The following is a 23,479-nucleotide window of genomic DNA, read 5'->3' as shown; positions in this document are numbered from 1 at the left end:
CCCCTGGAGTAATCATGACCCTGACCCGCACCATAGCCGTTCTGGCCGTCCTGCCACTTCTGGCGACCTCTGCGGCTTCGGCGCAAAGCATCAACGTCTCGGTCTCACGTTCAATTCTGGCTGACCAACCTTACACCCTCATCTATCCCGACTTCATGGTAGCCACTGGTGCCGCGGGCGAGCCGGTAACCATCAACCATCCCGAAGCGCCCTTGCAGTGCACCTCCGAGATCGTGCCGATTGAAGACACGGGCTGGACAGCACAATCGGCTCTCGACAGCTTGGATGAAGATGAGGTGATAAAAGGTTGGATCGAGCGCTTCCCCGGCTTCACAATTACCAACAAGACAGTGACCCAGTTTCAGAGCGGCGATGCCCTGCTCTACGAAGGCACCAGCACTGATTCTCCCATGAACATGCCACTGACCATCGTTCACACCGAAACGGTCGATGGCCCACGCGGCTACTCTCTCGACTGCCTCTACGCCACGGAATATGCCGAGCAGGCCCGGCCAATCGTCAACTTCATCATCGCCAATTTCTCGACCCATTCAGACGCAGATTGCTGCGTCGACATGAAAACCGAAGACACTGCAACCCCACAATAGCTTGAGCCCGTATTGAAGCGCCCCCTTTGCCATGCCATATCAGGGCAAGGTAAAACGACGAATATACGAATTAAGGGGTACGTCATGGCCATGGACGCAAACGAAATCGAGCGCCGCATCAAGACCGCCCTGCCCGATGCCGAAATCGAAATCCGCGATTTGGCCGGTGATGGCGATCACTATGCCGCCACGGTGATTTCCGAGACATTTCGCGGCAAGTCGCGGGTCCAGCAACATCAGCTCGTCTATGCGGCGCTTCAGGGCGATATGGGCGGCGCGCTTCACGCGCTTGCCCTCCAGACCAGTGCACCTGAATAATCGTGTCGCTGCGTGATTCTCTTGATCTGATCCGCGCCGTCCGCCCCGAAGCGTGCACGGCGGCGCTGCAAAACGAGATCGCCGCCGAACGCGCCTCTTCCTTGGGCGCAGCTGAGCGCCATGTTGTGACGGCACTGGAAGGACTCGGCAACACAGAAAGCCACAACCGCGACAGCGCCCTTGCCGAAGCACGCCGTCTTGTCTGGCAATATTTCGTCCAACGCGAACTTGTCGGCTTCCGGCGCCATACCGACGTGATTCAAGAGTTGAAAATCACCCCTGAAGTCCTTGCCGGACTTGGCGCAATCCAAACCGGTAAAACCAAGTGACCCGCGCCGTCATTTTCGACGTCGACGGGGTTTTGGTCCATGGCTATCATGCCCGCCCTGAATTGCAGCGCCGCTGGGATGAAAATCTTTTGGCCGATCTCGGCATTGATCCAAACCGTTTTCGAGACGAATTCATCTTCGATATTTTTATCAAGAAAGTTGTCACGGGTCAGATGGCCCTGGTCGAGGCGCTCGACAAGCGTCTACCCTCCCTCGGCTTTAACGGTTCGCCCATGGCGCTGGTGCATTATTGGTTCAGCCATGACAGCCAACTCAATCATGAACTGATCGCGGCCATTCGCGCGCTTAAGGCAAAAACCGATATCCGCCTGTTCATTGCCACCAATCAGGACCACATGCGGGCCCTTTGGTTGTGGGATAAACTGGGCCTTGGCGATATTTTCGAAGACATATTTTATTCGGCCCGCGTCGGCATCCGAAAGCCCGAAAACGGCTTTTTCGACTTCATTGCCGCCCGCATCGGACCGCAAGCCACCGCACCCTTGTTCTTTGACGATACGCCAAAAGTGGTCACCGCCGCCCGCGCTTACGGCTGGGACGCAATAGAATATCAAACCATGGCCGATTTTGCCGAACACCCCTGGGTTGTGTCACAAATAAGCAAACCATAACCGCCGCGCATCGCTCTTTTGCGTTGATGATCTCGACACCGCCCCAGTGGTGGCCTATTTATCATTCAGACCAAACCCGGCCCTTGCACCCGGCTTACGAAAGGCAACACCAATGACCGATATCAACGCGTTCATCGACGACAAGGTAAAGAACAACGACGTTTTCCTGTTCATGAAAGGATCGCCAGATTTTCCCCAGTGCGGTTTTTCAGGTCAGGTCGTCCAGATTTTGAGCTATCTCGGCGTCACCTATGATAGCGCCAATGTGCTCGAAAGCGCGGAGCTGCGCGATGGCATCAAGGCCTATACCAACTGGCCAACAATTCCCCAGCTTTACGTTAAGGGCGAATTCGTCGGTGGTGCCGACATCGTGCGTGAAATGTTCCAGGCCGGCGAATTGCAGTCGCATATGACCGCCGCGGGCATTGAAGTCAAACAGCCTGCCTGATCGACAAGAATTCAGATTGATCGTTTCAACGCCGGGTCTGCGCCCGGCGTTTTATTTTGCCACGACGTCAGACGACAGCCGCAGTTCGCGCAGTGGCCTGACGCGCTGCGTCGCCAGATCATAGCTCGGGTGTGCCTTGTAGGCGGCCAATCCCGCCGCATCAGCAAACTCTGCATAAACCACCACGTCCACCTCGTTGGAAATTTGGTCCACCTTGGTGTTGCGCGTCACCTCAAAGTGCAATGACCCCGGAATTGTCCCGAGCAAATTCAGCCCATCACAGATAGCGTCGATATTTTCGGTCTTCTTCGCGCTGAAAAACACAATGTGGCGGATCAATTACGGCTCCAGACAGGCTCAATAGTGGCTGGCATGGAATACCGCCATCACCAAAACCGATAACACCCATTTACCAAAATCACTTTGCGTGATGTCGTCGCAGGTCTATCTTGCGCGCCTTGTAACTGGAATTCGTCGATGTCCGCCACTGCTCTCCGCCCCGCCGTTCCCTTATTGCTATTGATCATTGCCGGCTGCGCCATCGCCGCAATCGGCAATGGCGTGCGCACCAGTTTTGGTCTGTTCACCCTGCCCATGTCGGCCGATCTGGGTCTGACTCGCGAAGGCTACGGCATGGCCATGGCCATCCAGAACCTTGCATGGGGAATCGCCCAGCCATTTGCCGGCAATTTCGCTGATCGTGTCGGCACCGGCCGCACGCTCGCCTTTGGCGCGCTGATCTACGCCAGCGGCGTCATTTTGATGACCATATCCCCCGATGCAAGCGCCCTGACGCTGACAGGCGGCGTGATTACCGGCGTTGGCATCGCCATTTGTTCCTTCAGCGTCGTCATGGCCGCTTTCGGCCGTTCCGTGCCGCCCGAAAGACGTTCGATGGTCTTCGGCATCGCCACCGCCGCCTCATCATTTGGCCAATTCATTTTCGCCCCGATCAGTCAGGGCTTCATCAACTCATTTGGCTGGCAAACCGCCCTTGTCTACCTCGGCGTGATGATTCTCATGATCATTCCACTGTCCTATGCCCTGCGCGGTCGCACCGAACAGGCCGTCGGACAAGCCGACCTCCCGTTCATGCAGGCCTTGTCCAAGGCGTGGGGCCACGGGTCCTATAGACTGCTGGTCATTGGATTTTTCGTCTGCGGCTTCCATCTCGCTTTTATCAATGTCCACATGCCCGCTTATCTGGTCCAATGCGGCCTCTCGCCCGAAATTGGCAGCTGGACCATTGCCATTATTGGCCTGTTCAACATCGTTGGTTCGCTACTGTCAGGTTATCTCGGCGGTCGCTTTCCAAAACAACTGCTGCTCGCAACCATCTATTTTTCCCGCGCCGTTGCCATCGGCCTGTTCTTGCTGGTGCCTGTCAGCACCTTCACCGCCTTTGCATTCGCGGCAGTCATGGGCGTTCTCTGGCTCTCAACGGTCCCACTGACCGCCGGCCTCGTCGCCATGTTCTTCGGCGCTCGCTATCTCGGCATGCTCTACGGCGTCGCCTTCTTTTCCCATCAGCTGGGTTCATTTGTCGGCGTCTGGCTCGGCGGTTATGTCTTTGACCAGACCGGCTCCTATAGCCTTGTCTGGTATCTTGGCATATTGTTGGGCTTGGGCTCGGCGGCCATTCACCTGCCAATCAACGAGAAAAGCGCATCCAGCTTTGCGCTAAAGCCGGTTTAGGGCAAACAAGGCCCCCAATTCATCGGTTAATGCCGATGATGGGGTTGCCAAATGTTAGCACACGAGTAATGTCCCCGATAATTGGCCACACGTTCGGTTGCGGCGCATTTTCGAGAATCATTTATGTCAAATCACCTGACGCGGGTACTTTCCCGTCCGGAATTCATTGCTTTGATCGCAGCGCTGATGGCGCTCAATGCGATGGCCATCGACGTCATGCTGCCGGCTCTGCCCTATATGGGCGCGGCCCTGGGCGTTGAATCCGAGAACGAGCGCCAGTTCGTCATTTCCGCCTATATGCTCGGCTTCGGCTTGGCACAACTGGCGTTTGGCCCACTGTCGGATCGCTTTGGCCGTCGCGCCCCGCTCTTCGTGGGCATCCTTGTTTATGTCCTTGCCGCTGTTGCTGCGATTTTCTCGCCCAGCTTTGGCGTCCTCCTGGCCTTGCGTTTCATTCAGGGCCTGGGCGCTGCTGGTACCCGCGTTATCGCCACATCAATGGTGCGCGACATATATTCCGGCCGCGAAATGGCCGAGGTCATGTCGTTGACCTTCATGGTGTTCATGGCCATTCCCGTGATCGCACCTGGCGTCGGCCAGATATTGCTCATGACTGGCCCTTGGCAGACCATCTTTATTTTCATGGCGGGCCTGGCGACCGTTTCTGGGGTCTGGGGCTTTTTGCGACTGCCCGAAACACTGGCCCCCGCTGATCGTCGCCCTCTGACTTTCGGAGCAGTTACCGATGGCTTCCGGCTGGTTATCAGCAATCGATCGGCCTTCATGTACGGCCTAGCCGGCACCTTCACATTCGGTGCCCTGTTTGGCTTTATCAGCACCTCCCAGCAGGTCTATGTCGATATTTACGGCCTCGGCCCCTACTTTCCGGTCGCCTTTGCGGCCATGGCCGCGCTGATGGCGGTATCCTCATTCACCAATTCGCGCATCGTGCGACGCCTCGGCATGCGGCGGCTTTCGCATGGCGCCATGCTGGTCTTCACTGCAGTTAGCGGCATCTGGCTTGCCCTGTCGATAATGGGATTCATGCCGCTATGGCTGTTCTTCATGTTGCTTGCCGTCGTCATGTTCTGCTTCGGCTGGGCTGCATCGAACATGAACTCGCTTTCGATGGAGCCCTTGGGAGCAGTCGCCGGTACCGCCGCATCGGTTTTCGGCTTCATTCAGACCGTGGGTGGCGCACTGATCGGCAGTTTTATTGGCCAGCAGTTCAATGGCACGGTGGTGCCCGTCGCCGCCGGGTATTTCACCATGGGCGTTCTGGCGCTCGCCTGCATCCTGATTGCCGAAAATGGCAAGCTTTTCGGTGTCGGCAAGGAATACGAGAACACGACCGTTGTCGCCGAGGCCCACTAGCGTTTTTGGCGCGGATGACCCTACCGATCGTCCGCGCCTCTAAAACGTAAATACGTTACGCCGCAATGTCTGCCAGGCGTCGCGATTTGTCGCCACCAGCAGGCCACCATCGACATGGTGCGACTGATAGGACGACCCATCCAGACGCGCCGCATAGGCTCCCGCCTCCTGCGCAATCAAAACGCCCGCCAAATGGTCCCATGGCATCAGCTTGTTATACATCCCGAATTGCGAATGCCCTGATACAAGCGTGCGATATTCATGTCCGGCGCATCTAAAATTGGGAACCAACCGAACCTTGGCCAGATTGCCCATGATTTCGGCGCGCCGGTCTGAGGGAATAAACGCGACCGAAGCCGTTCCAACCATTTGTTCCAGCGGCAGTGTTGCTGCCACGTTGAGGCGCACAGCTTCCCCGTTGGGCCGCCGACGCCACGCACCAGATCCTTTTTCTGCCATCACCCAATCATCGCCCATCGGATCGTAAATGATGCCCGCAATCGTTTCCCCTTTGGAAACTACCGCTGCCATCACGGCAAACAGGGGCAGATCGGCGGCATAATTGGCCGTGCCGTCAATCGGATCAACAACCACTGCAAGGTCAGCGCTCGCCAGACGTTCCAACAGATCGGGATCAGCGGCCACCGATTCCTCGCCGACAAACAACGCCTCGGGCATAAGAGCCGAAACACCGGCAAGAATGTGTTTTTCGGCGGCAACATCCGCCTCTGTTACCAGATCGATTGCTTCGGATTTGACGTTGACCATGCCGGCGTCGAGGCGCCGAAAGCGCGGCAAAATTTCGGCCTTGGACGCGTCGCGCAAAATGGTGGCCAGCTTGGCAATATCGAACGGCATCAATTGGTTCTCCGGTCAGTTAGTCCAGTGAAATCAAACAGTTTGGGGTCGAGCAAATGGCTGGGATTGACGTTCCCCAATGCGCGGATCATCACATCCTTTCGCCCGGGCATGCGCCTTTCGATACCATCGAGCATTGCCTTGGTTGCGTTGCGTTCCAATCCATCCTGGCTGCCGCACAAGTCGCAAGGAATGATTGGAAACGCCAGGGCGTCCGAAAATTTCTGCAAATCGTCCTCGGCGCAATAGATCAAGGGCCGCAACACTTCCACCGTGCCCTCGTCATTCATCAGCCGGGGCGGCATCGCCGCCAGCTTTCCGCCATGGAACAAATTCATGAAAAACGTCTCGAGACTATCTTCACGATGATGGCCGAGTACCAGTGCCGAGCAACCCTCTTCCTGCGCGATACGATAAAGATTGCCGCGCCGAAGCCGCGAGCACAGCGAGCAATAGGTGGCGCCCGCTGGCAGTTTGTCGGTCACGATTGAGTAGGTATCGCGATATTCAATGCGATGCTCGATACCAAGCCCCGTCAAAAAACCTGGCAGTACATGTTTGGGGAAATTGGGTTGCCCCTGATCCAGATTGCACACCAGCAAGTCGACGGGCAGCAGGCCACGCCACTTGAGATCGAGCAATATGGCCAGCATGCCATAGCTGTCCTTGCCACCCGACAACGCCACCAGCCAGCGCTCGCCCGCCCGTACCATGGCAAATTTTTCAAGCGCCTCGCGGGTATTTCGGATCAACCGCTTGCGCAGTTTGTTGAAGGCCACCGAGCGCGGCGCGTTGGCAAAAATTGGGTGTGCACCCTCGCTTACGGCACCCTCTTCAATCTTATCGGCCATTGCGATGTCAGTCATGCTGAAACCCTCACCTTTGGGACTGCGTTGCTGATACCGCCTCAGCGCGTCAAGGGAAAGGAAAACCGCCGCCCATAAAACACGCCAACATTACCAAGCTTTAATATCGAATTCTTGCTTTGAACGATTTGCCTCAGTTAAATGACGTAGCCTCATAGACCGTCAGGAGTACACGGTGTTTCGCTCTTTCTTTCCAAATCCACGGTTATTCTTTCCGGCGGCACTTCTCTGGACGGCATTTGTCATGCTGGTCTGGTATGTGATTGGCTCCAACCTGGAGAGCTTTCTCAGCCTTGGCCCATGGCTTGGCATTCAGCCCACGGAGGCCGATCCCAATCCGTTCTTCTCGCCTGACAAGGTGTGGCTGTATCAATATGTGATTTTGGCCGGCTATATGTTTTGCATTCCCTGGTACTGGATCGGCGGCAATCGCCACTGGTATTGGTGGTCCGTGGTCGGCAGTGTCACCATAATTGAAGTCGTTTACTTCAATGTCCAGATTAGCGCCTGGCTTAACGATTGGTATGGCACTTTCTACAATCTCATCCAGTCCGCCCTGACGAACCCCGGCACGGTGACACTAGACCAGTTCCTTGGTGAAATTCTGACAGTGGCCTACGTGCTGGTGCCCAACATTACAGTGTTGGTCCTCAATGCCTTCTTCATTGCCCACTTTCTGTTCCGCTGGCGGCGGGCCATGTCGTTCTTCTATCTCAGCAATTGGCGCGACCTGCGCCAAATCGAAGGCGCGTCCCAGCGCATTCAGGAAGATACCCAACGCTTTGCCAGCATCGTTGAATCACTGGCCGTTTCGTTGGTCTCTTCGGTCATGACATTGGTTGTCTTCCTGCCATTGCTTTGGGGCCTGTCCCAAAATATCACCGAATTGCCCTTCATTGGCCCAGTGAATGGCAGCCTGGTCTGGGTCGCTCTGGTGTCCTCGGCCTTTGGCACCGTGCTGCTCGCAACAGTCGGCATTCGTCTGCCAGGACTCGAATTCGTCAACCAGCGAGTGGAAGCGGCTTATCGCAAGGAATTGGTCTATGGCGAAGATAACGGCGAACGCGCAGAACCAGTCTCAGTGCGACAGCTGTTTCTCAATATGCAGTCCAACTATTTTCGCCTCTATCGGCATTATCTCTATTTCAATGTCGCGCGATACGCCTATTTGCAGGGCTCCAATTTCATCCCCTTAATCGCCATGGCCCCTTCAATTGTCGCTGGCGCCCTGACCTTGGGTCTTTTTCAACAGATCAGCACTGCATTCGGTCAGGTGGAAGATTCCTTCAAATTTCTTGCAAGCTCCTGGACAACCATCATTTCACTGATATCAGTGTTCAAGCGCCTGCGTGCCTTTGAAGCCAATATTCCCGCCGACGCCCCACTGATCAATGACTATGATGATGCGCGTTATCTGGCTTTGGTCGAAGGTATCGCGCCAGGCGATCCATTGCCCGCAACCTGATCGTAGCCAAAACAAAAGGGCCGCTCCAAATGAAGCGGCCCTCTCCAGTACTGTCGCTTGATCCGGGCGAACCCGGATTGCGTCGCGCTTAACGCGAATAAAATTCAACAACCAGGTTGGGTTCCATCTGCACTGGATAGGGAACATCCGTCAGCGTTGGCACCCGTACAAAGGTTGCCGTCAACTTGTTGTGGTCGGTATCAACATATTCAGGAACATCGCGCTCAGCCAGCTGGGTGGCTTCGATCACGATGGCGAGCTGCTTGGAGCGCTCACGGATCTCAACCTTGTCGCCGATCTGCAACTGGTAGGATGGAATGTTGACGCGCTTGCCATTGACCAGAATATGGCCGTGGGAAACGAACTGACGAGCAGCAAAAACGGTCGGGACGAACTTGGCGCGGTAAACGACCGCATCCAGACGACGCTCCAACAGACCGATCAGGTTTTCACCGGTATCGCCCTTGACGCGCTGTGCTTCAAAATAGAGGCGCTTGAACGCCTTTTCGGTGATTGAGCCGTAGTAGCCCTTGAGCTTTTGCTTGGCGCGGAGCTGCAAACCATAATCGCTCAGCTTCCCCTTACGGCGCTGACCATGCTGGCCGGGACCATAGGCACGGGCATTGAGCGGGCTTTTTGGACGGCCCCAGATATTTTCGCCAAGACGGCGATCAATTTTATGCTTAGCTGAAATGCGCTTCGACATCGCGTATCCTTTCAAGAAACGTCGAAAGAAAATCGCGCCCTCCTCTGCCAACCGGTAAACCGGATGACCGACAGATCCCAAATATTGAGGAGATCCCGGGTGCGCCTATTGGCTCGAAAGCCTCGGTAGGTGGCCGCCTATTAAGGGGCAACGGGGCTCAAGTCAAGCGCTGCGGGGGCTCACGCCATCTTCTTGTCGAGATTTTTCTGCTCCCGCAATTCAGGAAACGCGCGACTCCAGACCGCCGCCACCATCATCGCGCCAACCCCACCAATCACCACCGCCGGAACAGGGCCGATCAATGCCGCAACCGAACCGGCCCTGAACTCACCCAACTCGTTTGAAGCACCAATAAACACGCTATTGACCGCATTGACCCGCCCGCGCACCGCTTCGGGCGTCCATAATTGCATGATGGTCTCGCGAATGGTGACGCTGACCATATCGGCGGCCCCCACCAATGTGAGCGCTGGAATGGATAACCAGGCCGTCGTAGACAGCCCAAACACAACGGTAAATAGCCCGAACAAACCAACGAATATAAACAGGGCCTTGCCAGCATGGTCACGGATGGGAAACCGGGTAAGAAAAAGCGCCATGATGATCGCCCCAACGCCGGGTGCCGCGCGCAACAAGCCCAGTTCCTGTGGTCCAGAATGCAGGATGTCTTTGGCATAGATCGGCAGAAGCGCCACCGCGCCACCCATCAGCACGGCGAACATGTCCAGCGATATCGCTCCCAAGACCACCTTGTTCGAAAAAATGTAGCGGAACCCCGCAAACATGGTTTCAAGGCTGGTTGCCTGCCGCGACGAACGCTGCATCGGCTTGGGGATCAGCAAGACGACAACCATCGCCAACCCAAGCAACCCCGCCGCCGTACCAAACGCGGCGGTCGGCGCCACCCCGTACAGCAGCCCTCCGATAGCGGGTCCCGTAATGCCGGCAAATTGCCAGGCCGAGGCATTGACCGTAATTGCATTTGACAACGCTTCAGGCGGAACCAGATTGGGCGCCAGCGATTGCGCCGCCGGGCCCCAGAATGCCCGCGCAGTTCCCAGCATCACCAGAATGATAAATATGGGCCAAACCTCATGCGCCTCGGCATTCACAAGCGTTAGAAAGCCCAACGCGCAGAGCAGTTCGACACCCAGGCAGATTGCCATGATCATACGCCGGTTGAACCGATCCGACGCAAGGCCCGTTACCAATATCAGCAACAGCGCCGGCAAAAACAGCGACAGCCCAACCAACCCCAGCAAAAAGGCGCTGCCCGTGACATCATAGATCTGCCAGGCAATCGAAACCGACATGATCTGCACAGAAAAGCTGACGAGTAATGTCGTCAGCCAGAAAAATCGAAAGCCTTTGTAACTAAAGGCGAGTTTGGAAACGCCGGGCGCGTCAGAGGGTTGGGTCATGATGACGCATCCTTGCCACGCGTTATCTCATCCGCCAAGCCGAAAAGCTACGGTTTGGTCCAACGTGACATTATTCGCCCCGTTTTTCCCGATTAGGATTGGGCCGTTGATGCTTACGGTCCAGGGAAGAAATCACACCGCGCAGCGTGCGTACTTCCTGACTGGAAAATTGTCCTCGGGTCAAAAGTGTCCGTAAATTATTGACAACGGTTGGACGTTTTTCCGGAGAAGTAAAAAAGCCGGATCGCTCAAGCGCGTCTTCAAGATGACCAAATAGTCCCGTCAACTCTTCTCGCGGTGCCACATCTGCTAACACATCTGCAAAGGGAAGTTGCCTTCCCAACTCGGTTTGCCGCCGCCACTCATAGGCCAGAATGAGTACCGCCTGCGCGATGTTCAGCGAGGCAAATGCCGCCTCAACCGGCAGCGTTACGATCGCATCGGCCAGCGCTACCTCTTCATTGAGCAGACCCCAGCGCTCGCGGCCAAATAGCAGCCCCGCGCCAGCGCCGCTCTCGATATGCCCCACCAGATGTCGCCCCGCCTCTTCGGGCCCGAACACGGGCTTTTGCAAATCACGCGGACGCGCCGTCGTGGCATAGACCATCGTCAGATCAGCGATGGCCGCTTCCAGCGTCTCAAATACCCTAACGCGTTCAATCACATGATCGGCACGCGACGCCGCATTTACCGCCTTTTCATTGGGCCAGCCATCGCGCGGTCGCACAAGCCGCAAGTCCCACAAGCCAAAATTGGCCATGGCGCGCGCCGCCGTACCGATATTTTCCCCAAGTTGAGGCTCACACAAGATCACAGCCGGGCTTGGCCGCTGAATGAAGTCTTTGGATGAATCTGTCCCGGCCATATCGCGCTTCCCCTAGGTGCAGCGGGACATAGCCTAAGATTTACCCAAGTGGCAAATCTACATTGATATCAGGCGACACGAACGCGCGGCGGGAAGTGCCTGATCTTACTTGATGGCCGCCATTCCCGATCCAAAATGGCAAAATGCAACTCTTCGTCCCACTCGCCCTGAAACAACGCATGCTCTCTATAATGAGCCTCAAGCCGCATGCCGATTTGCTCCAGCAACTTTGCCGAATGGTGATTGCGCCCATCGCACCGCATGAAGACCCTGTGAATATTGTAATGATCAAACGCCAGATCGAGCATCGCGGCTATCGCTTCATGCGCGTATCCCCTCCCCGTGTGTCTGGGGTGTAGGACAAAGCGCAACTCACCCTGCCCAGCTGTGGCATCGGACCACCGCAGGCAAACATGCCCAACCAGTTCCTTGTCAGTATTCTTTCGCATCGCCAGCGTCAGCGTATCGCCTGGTCGTCGCAGATTAACCTGCTCGCGCATTTGTCGCAGAACCGCCTCAACGTCCTGCTTGTCCCGCGCCAGACCATCGATATAGCGTTGCGCGTCACGATTGCACAAATAGCTACCCAATGCCTCCGTGTCGCTACGTTCGAAAGCGGTCAATTCCAACTGATCGGTCGCTATCGGTAATCTTAAGGATGCCATCGTCTACTTCCCTCCGCCTTACGTTCAAGCCCACTAACTCAACGCCAACGGAGTCGTCCGGTTCCTACCCGGACATTAGAAAATCGTGCTCACGCACGAGCAGTTTTTATGGATTCATGGAAGCCAATACCCCATCCCCGCGGCTTTGCCGCCACTCCCGCCGCAGGATGGCGTAAATATACTCTTCGTCCCATTTTCCCTTGAATAGACTGTGCTCGCGGAAATGCGCCTCGCGCCGCATGCCCAGCCGCTCCATAAGCCGCCATGAGGTAACATTCTGGGTACCGCAGCGCGCCATGGCCCGATGCATGTCGCCCTCTTCAAAAGCCAAGTTTAACAAGCACTCTGCCGCTTCGCTGGCATAGCCCATTCCCTGCCAGTCAGGATGAAATATCCAACCGAGTTCAACCTGACGGGCGTCCTGCTTGCGCCAGATGAGGGATACCTCACCAATGACACTGCCGCTCTCCTTATGTTGGGCTGCAAGGATGATCTTGTCGCCTTCCTCAGTCAGCGCCACCTGCCCAGTGCGTTGCTGCACCGCTAGCGCACACTCCTCGCGGCTTAAAGCGACATCAAACAGATAAAGCGCCACCACATCGCGACGCCGATAGTCATAGACTGCGTCGACGTCCCCACGTTTGAACGGGCGCAACCGCAGCCGTGGGGTCGTCAGTGGATAATCGGGAAAAAGAACCATGGAACCTCGCCTCGGCGCACTTTGCCTACCCGGCGCGCGATTGCAAGTCTGACGCTTGTCACCTAACCAGAACTCATGCCAATTTAAACCATGAACATTCAGGAGCACCCCAGACTTGATCTACACGCGACTTGCGCCTGCGGGGCTGCAAGTCTTTCGCTCAGTGGCAAAATTTTGTCGATGTTTGTGTGCTCCTGCCAGGATTGTCAGCGCGCGACGGGAAGCGGTCACGCCTGCCTCGCCATGGTCAGCAAAGCCGATGTCACAATTTCGGGCTTCGTCAAATCCTATGATGCCACAGCTGACTCTGGCGCCACGGTTGCGCGTAGCTTTTGCCCCGAATGCGGCACCCCCATGTTCGGAAAAACCAGTCGTTCACCCGATATCATGCTCTTGCCCGTTGGACTTTTCACCGAGGATGCCGATTGGTTCTCGCCCAATCAGTTGATCTTTGCGCGAAGCCATCACGATTGGGACTTCATCGCACCCGAAGTCGAACAATACCCAACCTATCCACAACGCAGGCCGGCCCCATGACCATGACTCAGGAAATCGCGGCCCGCCTCCGCGAGCACATAGCGATGGACCCCCGCATCACCGAGCGAAAAATGTTCGGCGGCATCGGCTTCATGCTGAACGGCAACATGGCTCTGGGAGCCACCAGCAAAGGCGCTTTGATGGTGCGGCTTGGCAAGAATAATGACGCCGCCGCCCGCGCCCTCCCCGGCGCTGACCATGTAGATTTTGCAGCCAAACGTATGGGCGGCTTTCTGGTCGTTCCCAATGATGCAGTCGAGGCCGACGATCATCTGCGTGGCTGGATTGATCTGGCGATGGCTTTCACGGCGTCGTTGCCACCTAAATAAGCGCGACAATATCGTTAGCTTGGTCCCATCCAGGTCGATAAACCCTGCGGCTCGACCCCTTCCCGGCATGCCCCCTTGCCGAGGCAGTCTTTGCGCTTTGATCTGGTGATGCTATAGGGGCGCGGAACTTGGCCACGGCCACGATAAATCATCTTGGGAGCGTTCGATGAGCAAAATTAAGGTCGCAAATCCGGTCGTGGATCTGGACGGCGATGAAATGACCCGGATTATCTGGCAGGCGATCAAGGATAAGCTCATCCATCCCTACCTTGATTTGCCCATCGAATATTATGACCTGTCAGTGGAAAGCCGCGACGCGACTGACGACCAGATCACCATTGATGCTGCCAAGGCCATCCAGAAACATGGTGTCGGCATCAAGTGCGCCACCATCACACCTGATGAACAGCGCGTTGAAGAATTCAAACTCAAGAAAATGTGGCGTTCGCCCAACGGAACAATCCGCAACATCATCGGCGGTGTGATTTTCCGTGAACCCATCATCTGTCAGAACGTGCCGCGGCTTGTACCTGGCTGGACCCAACCCATCATCGTTGGCCGTCACGCTTTCGGCGACCAGTATCGCGCCACCGATTTCCTGTTCCCCGGCAAGGGCACGCTGTCGATTAAATTCACAGGCGATGACGGCAAGGTCATAGAACACGAAGTCTATCAGGCACCCGGGGCCGGTATCGCTATGGCCATGTACAATCTCGACTCCTCGATCCGCGACTTTGCCTATTCGTCCTTCAACTATGGCCTGGCGCGCGGTGTACCGGTGTATCTGTCGACCAAGAACACCATTCTCAAGGCTTACGACGGGCGGTTCAAGGACATTTTCCAGGAAATCTACGACGCTGAGTTCAAGGAAAAATTCGAGGCCAAGAAGATCTGGTACGAGCACCGCCTGATCGACGACATGGTCGCGTCGGCTCTAAAGTGGAGCGGCGGTTACGTCTGGGCCTGCAAGAATTACGACGGCGACGTCCAGTCCGACATCGTGGCACAAGGTTTTGGCTCACTCGGTCTGATGACTTCGGTATTGGCAACGCCCGACGGCAAAATTGTTGAGGCCGAAGCGGCCCACGGCACGGTTACGCGTCACTATCGCCAGCATCAGCAGGGCAAGGAAACTTCGACCAACTCGACCGCCTCGATCTTTGCCTGGAGCCGTGGCCTCGCGCACCGCGCCAAGCTTGATGACAATGAAGCGTTGGCGAAATTCGCAACGACCCTAGAAAAAGTCACCATTGATACCATCGAGGAAGGCAAGATGACCAAGGATCTTTCGCTTCTTGTTGGTCCTGACCAGCCATGGCTTACCACCATGGGCTTCCTCGACGCTATCGACGAAAATCTGCGCAAGGCCATGGCGTAATTCTAAGCGGATAGTTGAAGCGCTCTGCGATATTGAAGGCGCCTCACGCGAGGCGCCTTTTTGCGTTCCCAAACTGGGCACCAGCGGGCCGTTTCAGCGAAAAACGCAGCGCTCAACTACCAAACGCTCGCTATTTATTAACTGCTGACAACAAATTGATATTAGATTAATTAATCTCAATTAGCCTTTGACGGGATGATTCGACGCTCAACCAAGCAGGCTGAACAGAGACTTTTCCCGGATTGCAGTTGACGCAATTTGTGGCCGGAGGATGACTTGAACGCACACCGCAATATTATGGCTGCAATGATTGGTTTGGCTACCAGCCTGCCATTGGTTGGTGGCGCTTTTGCAGGAGGGCTTGAAGCCAACGGGTACGACTGGGACGCGCTGTTTGATCCGGCGACTTACGCCAGCAAAGCCACCGCGACTTACGTATATATCAATAAGGATGTAACCAATGCGGGCGTGCAACCTGGCATAGTCGCCACCACACCCTCCATCGTCTACTACAATGCAGGCTTCAAGGCCGACTTTTTGGACATGGCCAGTTGCCTGGTCAGCGTGCAGAATCCGTTTGGTGCGAACACTGCACGCACCAACGCCTACGCAGCACTTACCGGACAGGCGGTCAATGAATCCATCCGTTCCACCGATACCGGTCTCACCTGTGCCGTTGGCATGCAAACAGGCCCGGGCGTTTTCAGCGTTATTGGCGGCCTATCCGCGCAGAACCTCAGTTACGACGCCGATGTTCCCACCAGCCTGACCACCAGCACGCCAGTGTCTATCAACGGCTGGTCGGCGGGCTGGCGTGCTGGTGTCGCTTATGAGATCCCAGAAATTGCCTTGCGCGTTAGCGCCATCTATAATTCAGCTGTCAAATATGATTTGTCGGGCACCGCTTACGGCGGCGCCGCGACCGCCAACGTCGAAACGCCGCAATCAATCGAGCTGAAGGCGCAGACCGGCATTGCACCAGGCTGGTTAGCGTTGGGCTCTGTCGAATGGATGAACTGGGAAGCCCTGCAAAAACTGACGGTCAACACCATTGGCGCGCCGCTGGTGTCTAATCTCGGTTATCGCGACGGCTGGACGGTAACGGCCGGTGTTGGGCACTCCATCAATGAGCAGTTGAGCATCCTTGGCCTCGTGACTTGGGACCGCGGGACCTCGACCCCCGGCGCTGGCGGCGTGTTGATGGCTGGCAGTCAGACTGATCGTTATGGCATCACGCTAGGCGTCAGCTACGATATTTCCGAGACTGTGCAGTTTACTGGGGGCGTTTCGGCCAGCACACTTGCCGGCGGCACCAATGCATCCGGCGAACAATGGGGCACCAGCGGTGTTTTCGCGATCAATGGTGGTCTGAAGGCCTCGTTCTAGCTGCAACATCCGCCTTATCTATACCAACCCAACGGCGCCAAGGATGGAGCCGTTTTCGTTTCCTGAAAACGTCGCTTCCGTGATGTAGACATGGCTGGCCGGTACACCATTCCTGCTCGGCACTCCACCATTAGTGAAGTCTGGCCCGCCCATTCAGGCATCGTTGCGTAATCATTTTTCATGACGGACGCACAATGCGTTACAAATTATTTGGGGGACGGGCTTCCTCGTTTCCGAAATTTGCCGCGGCACCATGGCCTTCGACGGCGCCGGATTCTGGACCGCCATCGGTTAATTCGATCACGGCACTGTTGATGCCATCGACATCCGCGCCCGTGATGAAAAAAGGCGCGATCCACAGAGCGCAGTTTCTTAGTTCGACTTGCCGCCGGGCATCAGCGTCAACTCGTTCCTCTCGCTGGCGGTACAAAACAATAGTCGCACGCTCGGCGGCAATGGCAGGCACTGCCGACGCAATTACCAGAAACACGACACCAATCAGTTTTCGTAACATTCCCATTTTGACCTCGACATGGAAATCACAACAATTGTTACGTGAAATATTTCTGAATGTCCCGTTCATCGGGCGGTTAGCGCCTATCGCAGCGGACAATTCCCGGTCACCATGACACGTGGGATCGAGTGAGGTTGAAATATCAGCGCGCGCCCTATCGACGCCGATCAGTCCACGCGATATGGTCCCACCTGAACTGCCTGTTTCCCATCATATCTGGATTTTGCGATGCCTGTCGGCGTCATTCTTGCGTTTGCTGCCTATGCGATATTTTGCGTAGGCGATGCGCTCATAAAAGCCATCGGACCCGGCATATCCGTGTTCGAACTGGCGTTTTTCACGACGACTTTTGCAATCGTGCCAGCGATCATTTCGAACCGGGGCGAACGCTGGCGTCACGCTTTGCGTGTACGCCATCCGTTTTTGGTCCAGCTTCGGGCACTCAGTGCCATTTTCAGCACCGCCTGCGTCATGTACGCGTTCACGCATATTCCTTTTGCCGATGTCTATGCGATTGCCTTCGCCGCCCCGATACTGATTACTGTTCTGTCGGTATTTTTCCTCAAAGAAATTATGACACCAACACGGTGGGCTATGCTGGCGCTCGGCTTTTGCGGGGTGTTGTTGGTCATACGACCCGGATTCCGCACGATCGAATTCGGCCACATCGCCATGATGGCAGCAGCCCTATCGAGCGCCGTTGCTGCGATAATCCTGCGCCACATCGCCCCCATTGAGCAACGCATCAGTATCATCGCCATCACGACGCTTTACTCGCTGACGTTTAATGGCGCCATGATGCTGCACGACTTTACGGCACCCACAATGCAGCAATGGCTGATGATCGGCATGATCGGTCTGTTTGGTGGCACTGGCCAACTACTCATCATTGCTGCGACTAAGATTACGCCCGCCAGCGTTGTCGCGCCCATCCAATATAGCCAGCTGATCTGGGCAATCCTGTTCGGCGCAGTGCTCTACGCTGAATATCCCGACAGACTGGCCATAATCGGCCTGCTCATCGTTGTTGCGACCGGCTTGACTAATGTCGTGAACGGCAAAACGCGGGCCCGCTGGAAGGCCCGCGTTTTCTCATATCGCCTGGGACAGTAGCGGAACTGTTTCCTGCCAAGCGTCAATTGAGTTGGCTAAAGCATTGCGCGAATTGCCGCCAACGCTTCATCAGCTTTGCTCGCGTCAGGCCCACCAGCTTGCGCCATGTCAGGACGACCGCCGCCGCCTTGACCACCTAGCGCAGTCGACCCGGCGCGAACCAGATCGACGGCCGAGTATTTTTCGGTCAAATCCTTGGTGACACCGACGGCGAGGCCCGCCTTGCCGTCGTCTGTCAGGCCAATAATGGCAACGATGCCTGATCCAATCTGCGTTTTGGTCTGGTCAACCAAGCCACGCAAATCCCTGGGCTGCAGACCATCAACGGCCCGACCCACAAAGGCCACGCCATTGACCATTGCCTTATCGTCACCGCTTTCGGTGCCCGATCCACCCATGGCAATTTTTTGGCGCGCCTCAGTCAGCGCCCGCTCGGCCTTTTTCAATTGCTCCTGAAGCGAGGCAATCCGATCCAGAACGTCGTGCCCGCCGCTGCGCAAAAGTGCTGCTGCGGTGTTAACAATTGCCACGTTTGTGTTACCACGATGTCGCGCCGCGTTACCCGTGAGCGCCTCAATTCGACGAACACCGGCACCCACAGCGCTTTCGGCTACAATACTGATCGAACCGATATCACCCGTACGCCGAACATGGGTGCCGCCACACAATTCAACCGACCACCCCAATCCGTTTCCAGTGGGCTCCCCCATCGAAACCACGCGGACCTCGTCACCGTACTTTTCACCAAACAAGGCACGCGCTCCCGAATCCTTGGCCTCCTCAACCCCCATGAGGCGGGTTTCGACTGGAGCGTTTTGCAAGACAATCGCATTGGCAATGTCCTCGACCTCGGCCATCTCCTGCTCAGTGACAGCCTTGGTATGCACAAAATCGAAACGCAAACGGTCTGGCGACACCATCGATCCCTTCTGAGCGACATGATCACCCAGAACCATTCGAAGCGCTTCGTGCAACAAGTGCGTCGCTGAGTGGTTCGAGCGGATGGCGCCGCGCCGCTCATGATCAACGTGCAGGGCAAGCGCCTGACCGTTGGTCAACCGACCGACAGCGACTTTGACCTTGTGAGCGAAAACGCCGTGATGCTTTTGGGTGTCCAGCACATCGGCAGCAATCCCCTCGCCTGTAAACCGGCCACGGTCACCCACCTGGCCCCCGCTTTCGCCATAGAATGGCGTTTGGTTCAGGACCACAAAACCCTCATCGCCGTTCTCAAGCGCGTCCACCAGAACGCCGTCTTTAACGAGCGCCGTCACCTCGCCTTCGGCTTCCTCGGTTTCGTAGCCCAAAAATTCGGTTGGCCCTAAACTGTCAGACAGTCCAAACCAGACCTGATCGGTGCTGGCTTCGCCTGAACCAGACCAACTCTTGCGTGCCTCGGCCTTCTGCCGTGCCATCGCATCGTTAAAACCCTGCTGGTCAACGGCAATGCCGCGCGTTCGCAAGGCGTCCTGCGTCAGGTCCAGCGGAAAACCGTAGGTGTCATAGAGCTTGAACGCAGTTCCACCAGCCAGCGTGTCGCCCTCGCCCAGGCTGCTGGTTTCATCAGCCAAAATCTGCAATCCGCGCCCCAAGGTCTTGAGGAACCGCCCCTCTTCAAGCCTTACAGTTTCAGCGATCATGGCTTCGCCGCGTGCCAGTTCAGGGTAGGCTTGCCCCATTTCGCGCACCAGCGTCGGCACCATCTTGTGAATGACAGGTTCATTGGCGCCAAGCAGCGTGGCGTGACGCATCGCGCGGCGCATGATGCGGCGCAGCACATATCCGCGCCCCTCGTTGGACGGCAACACGCCTTCAGCGATCAGGAATGACATTGAACGCAGATGATCAGCAATTACGCGCTGGCTGGTCTTGCCGTCGCCATTGACCTCGCTGCCGGTATATTGCGCCGCAGCCGAAATGAGTGCCTTGAACAGATCAATATCATAATTGTCATGCACGCCCTGCAGGACCGCAGCAACACGCTCCAATCCCATGCCGGTATCAATCGAAGGTCGCGGCAGATTGGTGCGGGCCCCACCAGCCTGCTGATCAAACTGCATGAAGACCAGGTTCCAGATCTCGATAAACCGGTCACCATCCTCTTCTGCGGATCCAGGAGGGCCGCCCCAGATGTGATCGCCGTGATCGTAAAAAATCTCGGAGCTGGGACCGCACGGGCCAGTGTCACCCATCTGCCAGAAATTGTCGTTGGTCGCGATCGAAATGATCCTGTCGTCGGGCAAGCCAGCGATCTTCTTCCAAAGCGCCCGCGCATCGTCATCGGTATGATAGACCGTGACCGACAAACGATCTTTTTCGAGGCCCCACTCCTTGGTCAGCAGGCCCCAGGCAAGCTCGATCGCGCGTTCCTTGAAGTAATCGCCGAACGAAAAATTCCCCAACATTTCGAAAAATGTGTGGTGGCGCGCCGTAAAGCCTACATTGTCCAGATCATTGTGTTTGCCCCCTGCCCGCACGCATTTTTGTGACGTAGCGGCGGTCGAATAAGGTCGCTTTTCGAGCCCGGTAAAGACGTTCTTGAACTGCACCATGCCCGCATTGGTGAACATCAAGGTCGGATCATTGCGAGGCACCAGCGAACTGGACGGTACTGGCTCGTGTCCGGCACGAGCAAAATAATCGACAAAACTCGACCGGATATCGTTAACGCTCGTCATAACAAGGCTTTCGTCGCGGGGATGGCGCCAAAGTTTGCGCCTATTGATTGGTCAGGCTTTCTATCGTGCGGCACTCGGGTCTGTCCAGCACTGCGCACAGCCATTCGCCCCATCGCCCGCGAAGACAAAAAAATAGGGCGTCAGTTGCCTGACACCCCGGTTTCCCGCAGCGCTGTGCAATCTAATCGTCGTCAGCGGCCAAAGTACCGCCTTCCGTGATCAAAACCTCGCTCAACAAGCCCGCGCTCTCACGCACTCCCTGCTCGATGGTTGCAGAAATTGATGGATTGTCTCGCAGGAACTGCTTCGAATTATCGCGTCCCTGTCCGAGCCGCTGACTATCGTAGGAGAACCACGCACCCGATTTCTCGACAATGCCGCTCTTGACCCCGAGATCGATCAACTCACCGACCTTGGAAATGCCCTCGCCATACATGATGTCAAACTCAACCTGACGGAACGGCGGTGCCAACTTATTCTTGACCACCTTGACCCGGGTCTGGTTGCCAACGACCTCATCACGATCCTTGATGGCGCCGATCCGGCGAATATCAAGACGGACTGAGGCGTAAAACTTGAGCGCATTACCGCCAGTCGTGGTTTCAGGTGAACCAAACATCACGCCGATCTTCATGCGGATCTGGTTGATGAAAATGACCATGCACTTCGACTTTGCGATCGAGGCAGTCAGTTTGCGCATTGCCTGGCTCATCAAACGCGCCTGCAAACCGGGCAGACTATCGCCCATTTCGCCTTCCAGCTCCGCCCGCGGCGTTAACGCCGCCACCGAGTCGATCACCAGCACATCAATGGCGCCCGAACGCACTAGTGTGTCGGTGATTTCCAACGCCTGCTCACCCGCATCCGGTTGCGAAATCAGCAGATCATCAACGTTGACGCCCAACTTGCGCGCATATACCGGATCAAGCGCATGTTCAGCATCCACAAAGGCACAAATGCCGCCACCACGCTGTGCCTCGGCAATGACATGCAGCGCCAGAGTGGTCTTGCCCGAACTTTCCGGTCCAAAAATCTCGACAATTCGCCCTTTGGGCAAGCCACCGATACCCAGAGCAATGTCCAGCCCCAGCGAACCAGTTGAAATCGATTCGACTTCGATTGAGGCAGCTTCCCCCAATCGCATGATCGAACCCTTGCCGAAACTACGCTCGATCTGGCTGAGTGCAGCCGTAAGCGCCTTATCCTTGTCCATTGATCCCCCGTCGATAACGCGAAGCGGTGAGTTAGCCATTTCTCTCTCCTTATTCCACGCCCGGGGTATCCATGCAACGCGCCAGAACCACAGCAAGTCGTGCTTTTAATGTCCTCTATTTGTTCTCATTTTGTTTTCATCCTGTCAAGCGCTTTTCAACCGCTAGCTGAGCAAGATCGTTTCGGAGATTTCAATCCCGAAGCCACCAAGACCGACGTATTGTCGTCCCGACGTGGTCATCACCGCAATCGAGCGAACACCCAGGTCTCGCAATATCTGTGATCCCAGGCCCACTTCGCGCCAGCCAGACATACGCTTGATGGCGCTGCCGTGTGATTCGCCACCCTGCCCGTCGAGCGCAGTGTCGTGAGGAACCCTTCGACCGTCAATCTCACTGTCCACGGCCTGCGCCCCCCGCAACACCAGCACCACGCCGCAGCGCCCCCGCGTCTTGATCTCGGCGACCGCTCTGGCGATCTGATCCGGCTCCCCGCTGGCTCGGGCCACAACATCGCGCAACGGCTGCTCACGAATTATGCGGCACGGCACGTTGGATTGCCCGTCCACATCGCCAATAACCAACGCCACCTGTTGCAACGGATCAAACGGCGTCTCATAGGCGTAGGCTTGAGCCTGCATGCCCGAAACCAAAGTCGGCACAACGGCCACGCGTTGCAGGAATTTTTCCTTGTCCAGCCGATAAGCGATCAAATCCTCGATGGAGATGATCCTGAGGCCGTGCTCCCGTGAAAATTCGATCAATTCGGGCAACCGCTTGACCGTGCCGTCATCATTGACAACTTCAGCCAGAACGCCCGCGGGTTCGAGACCTGCCAACCGCGCCAGATCCACCCCCGCTTCGGTATGGCCCGAGCGGGCCAACACGCCGCCTTCGCGCGCCACGAGCGGAAATATATGGCCGGGCCGGATAAAATCGCTGGCGACCGCGTTGCTGCCTGCCAATGCCCGGATGGTCGAGGCGCGTTCTGTGGCGGCAATGCCAGTGGTCATACCGATCCGATAGTCCACCGTTACCGTGAACGCGGTTCGGAACGGATCGATATTATTGGCCACCATCGGCTCAAGATTGAGCGCTGCAGCCTGCGCTGCCGGCATCGGTACACAGATGATGCCGCTCGTGTGGCGGATCATGAAGGCAATTTTTTCAGGCGTCGCCAGACTGGCCGCCATGATGAGATCGCCCTCATTTTCGCGATCAGTATCATCAACCACAACAACCAGTTCACCTGCAGCAATTGCTGTGACCGCACTCTCAACGCTATCCAGGATCATGTCGTGCCCCAAAACGCCGGGCTGGCGCCGACTCTTGATAAGACCTCATCTGCCTTTGCACAATGCGCCACATGTATGATGCCGAAAC

At 56.4% G+C, this 23,479-nt stretch carries 25 protein-coding genes; 13 read left to right on the top strand and 12 right to left on the bottom strand.

Annotation, left to right across the window (positions count from 1 at the left end; genetic code table 11):
- The first annotated feature begins 14 nt into the window (after positions 1 to 14).
- From PSQ90_RS14420 to grxD, 5 genes are all read left to right on the top strand, one after another.
- Positions 15 to 608, top strand: a complete 594-nt coding sequence (locus PSQ90_RS14420; RefSeq protein ID WP_282210980.1) for a hypothetical protein — start codon at positions 15 to 17, stop codon at positions 606 to 608.
- A gap of 84 nt (positions 609 to 692) precedes the next feature.
- Positions 693 to 926: a BolA family protein gene (locus tag PSQ90_RS14415; protein ID WP_282210979.1), complete on the top strand. Its 234-nt coding sequence runs from the start codon at positions 693 to 695 to the stop codon at positions 924 to 926.
- 2 nt (positions 927 to 928) lie between these two features.
- Positions 929 to 1,255 (top strand): DUF6665 family protein, encoded by a 327-nt coding sequence (locus PSQ90_RS14410; protein ID WP_282210978.1) that lies wholly within the window; start codon positions 929 to 931, stop codon positions 1,253 to 1,255.
- Positions 1,252 to 1,887 (top strand): HAD family hydrolase, encoded by a 636-nt coding sequence (locus PSQ90_RS14405; RefSeq protein ID WP_282210977.1) that lies wholly within the window; start codon positions 1,252 to 1,254, stop codon positions 1,885 to 1,887. Before PSQ90_RS14410 ends, PSQ90_RS14405 begins: the two co-directional genes overlap by 4 nt.
- Positions 1,888 to 1,999: 112 nt before the next feature.
- Complete coding sequence (grxD, locus tag PSQ90_RS14400; RefSeq protein ID WP_282210976.1) at positions 2,000 to 2,335, top strand: Grx4 family monothiol glutaredoxin; 336 nt, start codon at positions 2,000 to 2,002, stop codon at positions 2,333 to 2,335.
- Between the two features lie 51 nt (positions 2,336 to 2,386).
- On the opposite strand, the gene PSQ90_RS14395 is transcribed toward grxD, so the two are convergent.
- Entirely contained in the window at positions 2,387 to 2,674 is a 288-nt protein-coding gene (locus tag PSQ90_RS14395) for a Dabb family protein (RefSeq protein ID WP_282210975.1), read from the bottom strand.
- A gap of 138 nt (positions 2,675 to 2,812) precedes the next feature.
- Here PSQ90_RS14395 and PSQ90_RS14390 point away from each other — a divergent pair, with 138 nt between their 5' ends.
- Both PSQ90_RS14390 and PSQ90_RS14385 read left to right on the top strand, forming a co-directional pair.
- Positions 2,813 to 4,030 (top strand): MFS transporter, encoded by a 1,218-nt coding sequence (locus PSQ90_RS14390; protein ID WP_282210974.1) that lies wholly within the window; start codon positions 2,813 to 2,815, stop codon positions 4,028 to 4,030.
- A 123-nt stretch (positions 4,031 to 4,153) separates the two neighbouring features.
- Entirely contained in the window at positions 4,154 to 5,404 is a 1,251-nt protein-coding gene (locus PSQ90_RS14385; RefSeq protein WP_282210973.1) for a multidrug effflux MFS transporter, read from the top strand.
- 39 nt (positions 5,405 to 5,443) lie between these two features.
- Here PSQ90_RS14385 and PSQ90_RS14380 read toward each other — a convergent pair whose 3' ends face one another.
- The gene (locus PSQ90_RS14380) at positions 5,444 to 6,262 is read right to left on the bottom strand and encodes an inositol monophosphatase family protein (protein WP_282213077.1); all 819 of its coding nucleotides are present in this window, start codon (positions 6,260 to 6,262) and stop codon (positions 5,444 to 5,446) included.
- Positions 6,262 to 7,113 (bottom strand): tRNA 2-thiocytidine(32) synthetase TtcA, encoded by an 852-nt coding sequence (gene ttcA / locus PSQ90_RS14375; protein ID WP_407648222.1) that lies wholly within the window; start codon positions 7,111 to 7,113, stop codon positions 6,262 to 6,264. Before ttcA ends, PSQ90_RS14380 begins: the two co-directional genes overlap by 1 nt.
- A 190-nt stretch (positions 7,114 to 7,303) precedes the next feature.
- Here ttcA and sbmA point away from each other — a divergent pair, with 190 nt between their 5' ends.
- Positions 7,304 to 8,593: a peptide antibiotic transporter SbmA gene (gene sbmA / locus PSQ90_RS14370; RefSeq protein WP_282210971.1), complete on the top strand. Its 1,290-nt coding sequence runs from the start codon at positions 7,304 to 7,306 to the stop codon at positions 8,591 to 8,593.
- 88 nt (positions 8,594 to 8,681) lie between these two features.
- Here sbmA and rpsD read toward each other — a convergent pair whose 3' ends face one another.
- The 5 genes from rpsD to PSQ90_RS14345 form a co-directional block, all read right to left on the bottom strand.
- Positions 8,682 to 9,299: a 30S ribosomal protein S4 gene (rpsD, locus tag PSQ90_RS14365; protein WP_282210970.1), complete on the bottom strand. Its 618-nt coding sequence runs from the start codon at positions 9,297 to 9,299 to the stop codon at positions 8,682 to 8,684.
- Positions 9,300 to 9,478: 179 nt separating this feature from the next.
- Complete coding sequence (locus PSQ90_RS14360) at positions 9,479 to 10,720, bottom strand: MFS transporter (protein WP_282210969.1); 1,242 nt, start codon at positions 10,718 to 10,720, stop codon at positions 9,479 to 9,481.
- 70 nt (positions 10,721 to 10,790) lie between these two features.
- A complete protein-coding gene (locus PSQ90_RS14355; RefSeq protein ID WP_282210968.1) occupies positions 10,791 to 11,585 on the bottom strand; it encodes an RNA methyltransferase in 795 nt (264 codons plus the stop codon).
- Between the two features lie 68 nt (positions 11,586 to 11,653).
- A complete protein-coding gene (locus tag PSQ90_RS14350) occupies positions 11,654 to 12,250 on the bottom strand; it encodes a GNAT family N-acetyltransferase (protein WP_282210967.1) in 597 nt (198 codons plus the stop codon).
- A 106-nt stretch (positions 12,251 to 12,356) separates the two neighbouring features.
- Positions 12,357 to 12,950 carry a GNAT family N-acetyltransferase gene (locus tag PSQ90_RS14345; protein WP_282210966.1) on the bottom strand — a complete coding sequence of 198 codons (594 nt, stop codon included), beginning with the start codon at positions 12,948 to 12,950 and terminating at the stop codon, positions 12,357 to 12,359.
- A 90-nt stretch (positions 12,951 to 13,040) separates the two neighbouring features.
- Here PSQ90_RS14345 and PSQ90_RS14340 point away from each other — a divergent pair, with 90 nt between their 5' ends.
- The 4 genes from PSQ90_RS14340 to PSQ90_RS14325 all read left to right on the top strand — a co-directional run bounded on the left by PSQ90_RS14340 (position 13,041) and on the right by PSQ90_RS14325 (position 16,580).
- The gene (locus PSQ90_RS14340; RefSeq protein ID WP_282210965.1) at positions 13,041 to 13,487 is read left to right on the top strand and encodes a GFA family protein; all 447 of its coding nucleotides are present in this window, start codon (positions 13,041 to 13,043) and stop codon (positions 13,485 to 13,487) included.
- On the top strand, positions 13,484 to 13,816 hold the full coding sequence (locus tag PSQ90_RS14335; protein ID WP_282210964.1) for a TfoX/Sxy family protein: 333 nt from the start codon (positions 13,484 to 13,486) through the stop codon (positions 13,814 to 13,816). Before PSQ90_RS14340 ends, PSQ90_RS14335 begins: the two co-directional genes overlap by 4 nt.
- A gap of 166 nt (positions 13,817 to 13,982) precedes the next feature.
- Positions 13,983 to 15,194 carry an NADP-dependent isocitrate dehydrogenase gene (locus PSQ90_RS14330; protein ID WP_282210963.1) on the top strand — a complete coding sequence of 404 codons (1,212 nt, stop codon included), beginning with the start codon at positions 13,983 to 13,985 and terminating at the stop codon, positions 15,192 to 15,194.
- Positions 15,195 to 15,470: 276 nt separating this feature from the next.
- Positions 15,471 to 16,580: an outer membrane protein transport protein gene (locus PSQ90_RS14325; RefSeq protein ID WP_282210962.1), complete on the top strand. Its 1,110-nt coding sequence runs from the start codon at positions 15,471 to 15,473 to the stop codon at positions 16,578 to 16,580.
- 199 nt (positions 16,581 to 16,779) lie between these two features.
- Here PSQ90_RS14325 and PSQ90_RS14320 read toward each other — a convergent pair whose 3' ends face one another.
- Positions 16,780 to 17,163, bottom strand: a complete 384-nt coding sequence (locus PSQ90_RS14320) for a hypothetical protein (protein ID WP_282210961.1) — start codon at positions 17,161 to 17,163, stop codon at positions 16,780 to 16,782.
- A 159-nt stretch (positions 17,164 to 17,322) separates the two neighbouring features.
- Between PSQ90_RS14320 and PSQ90_RS14315 the strand changes: the two genes are divergently transcribed.
- Positions 17,323 to 18,207, top strand: coding sequence for a DMT family transporter (locus PSQ90_RS14315; RefSeq protein ID WP_282210960.1), 885 nt, complete (start codon positions 17,323 to 17,325; stop codon positions 18,205 to 18,207).
- 35 nt (positions 18,208 to 18,242) lie between these two features.
- On the opposite strand, the gene alaS is transcribed toward PSQ90_RS14315, so the two are convergent.
- From alaS to ribB, 3 genes are all read right to left on the bottom strand, one after another.
- Positions 18,243 to 20,885 carry an alanine--tRNA ligase gene (gene alaS / locus PSQ90_RS14310; RefSeq protein WP_282210959.1) on the bottom strand — a complete coding sequence of 881 codons (2,643 nt, stop codon included), beginning with the start codon at positions 20,883 to 20,885 and terminating at the stop codon, positions 18,243 to 18,245.
- A gap of 181 nt (positions 20,886 to 21,066) precedes the next feature.
- Positions 21,067 to 22,137 (bottom strand): recombinase RecA, encoded by a 1,071-nt coding sequence (recA, locus tag PSQ90_RS14305; protein WP_282210958.1) that lies wholly within the window; start codon positions 22,135 to 22,137, stop codon positions 21,067 to 21,069.
- 123 nt (positions 22,138 to 22,260) lie between these two features.
- Positions 22,261 to 23,391, bottom strand: a complete 1,131-nt coding sequence (gene ribB, locus PSQ90_RS14300; protein WP_282210957.1) for a 3,4-dihydroxy-2-butanone-4-phosphate synthase — start codon at positions 23,389 to 23,391, stop codon at positions 22,261 to 22,263.
- Positions 23,392 to 23,479 lie beyond the last annotated feature (88 nt).

This window comes from Devosia rhodophyticola, from assembly GCF_028816475.1.
GTDB classification, from domain to species: Bacteria; Pseudomonadota; Alphaproteobacteria; order Rhizobiales; family Devosiaceae; genus Devosia; species Devosia rhodophyticola.
The sequence above is the reverse complement of the archived record's forward strand: the minus strand, read 5'-3'. Positions and strand labels throughout refer to the sequence as shown.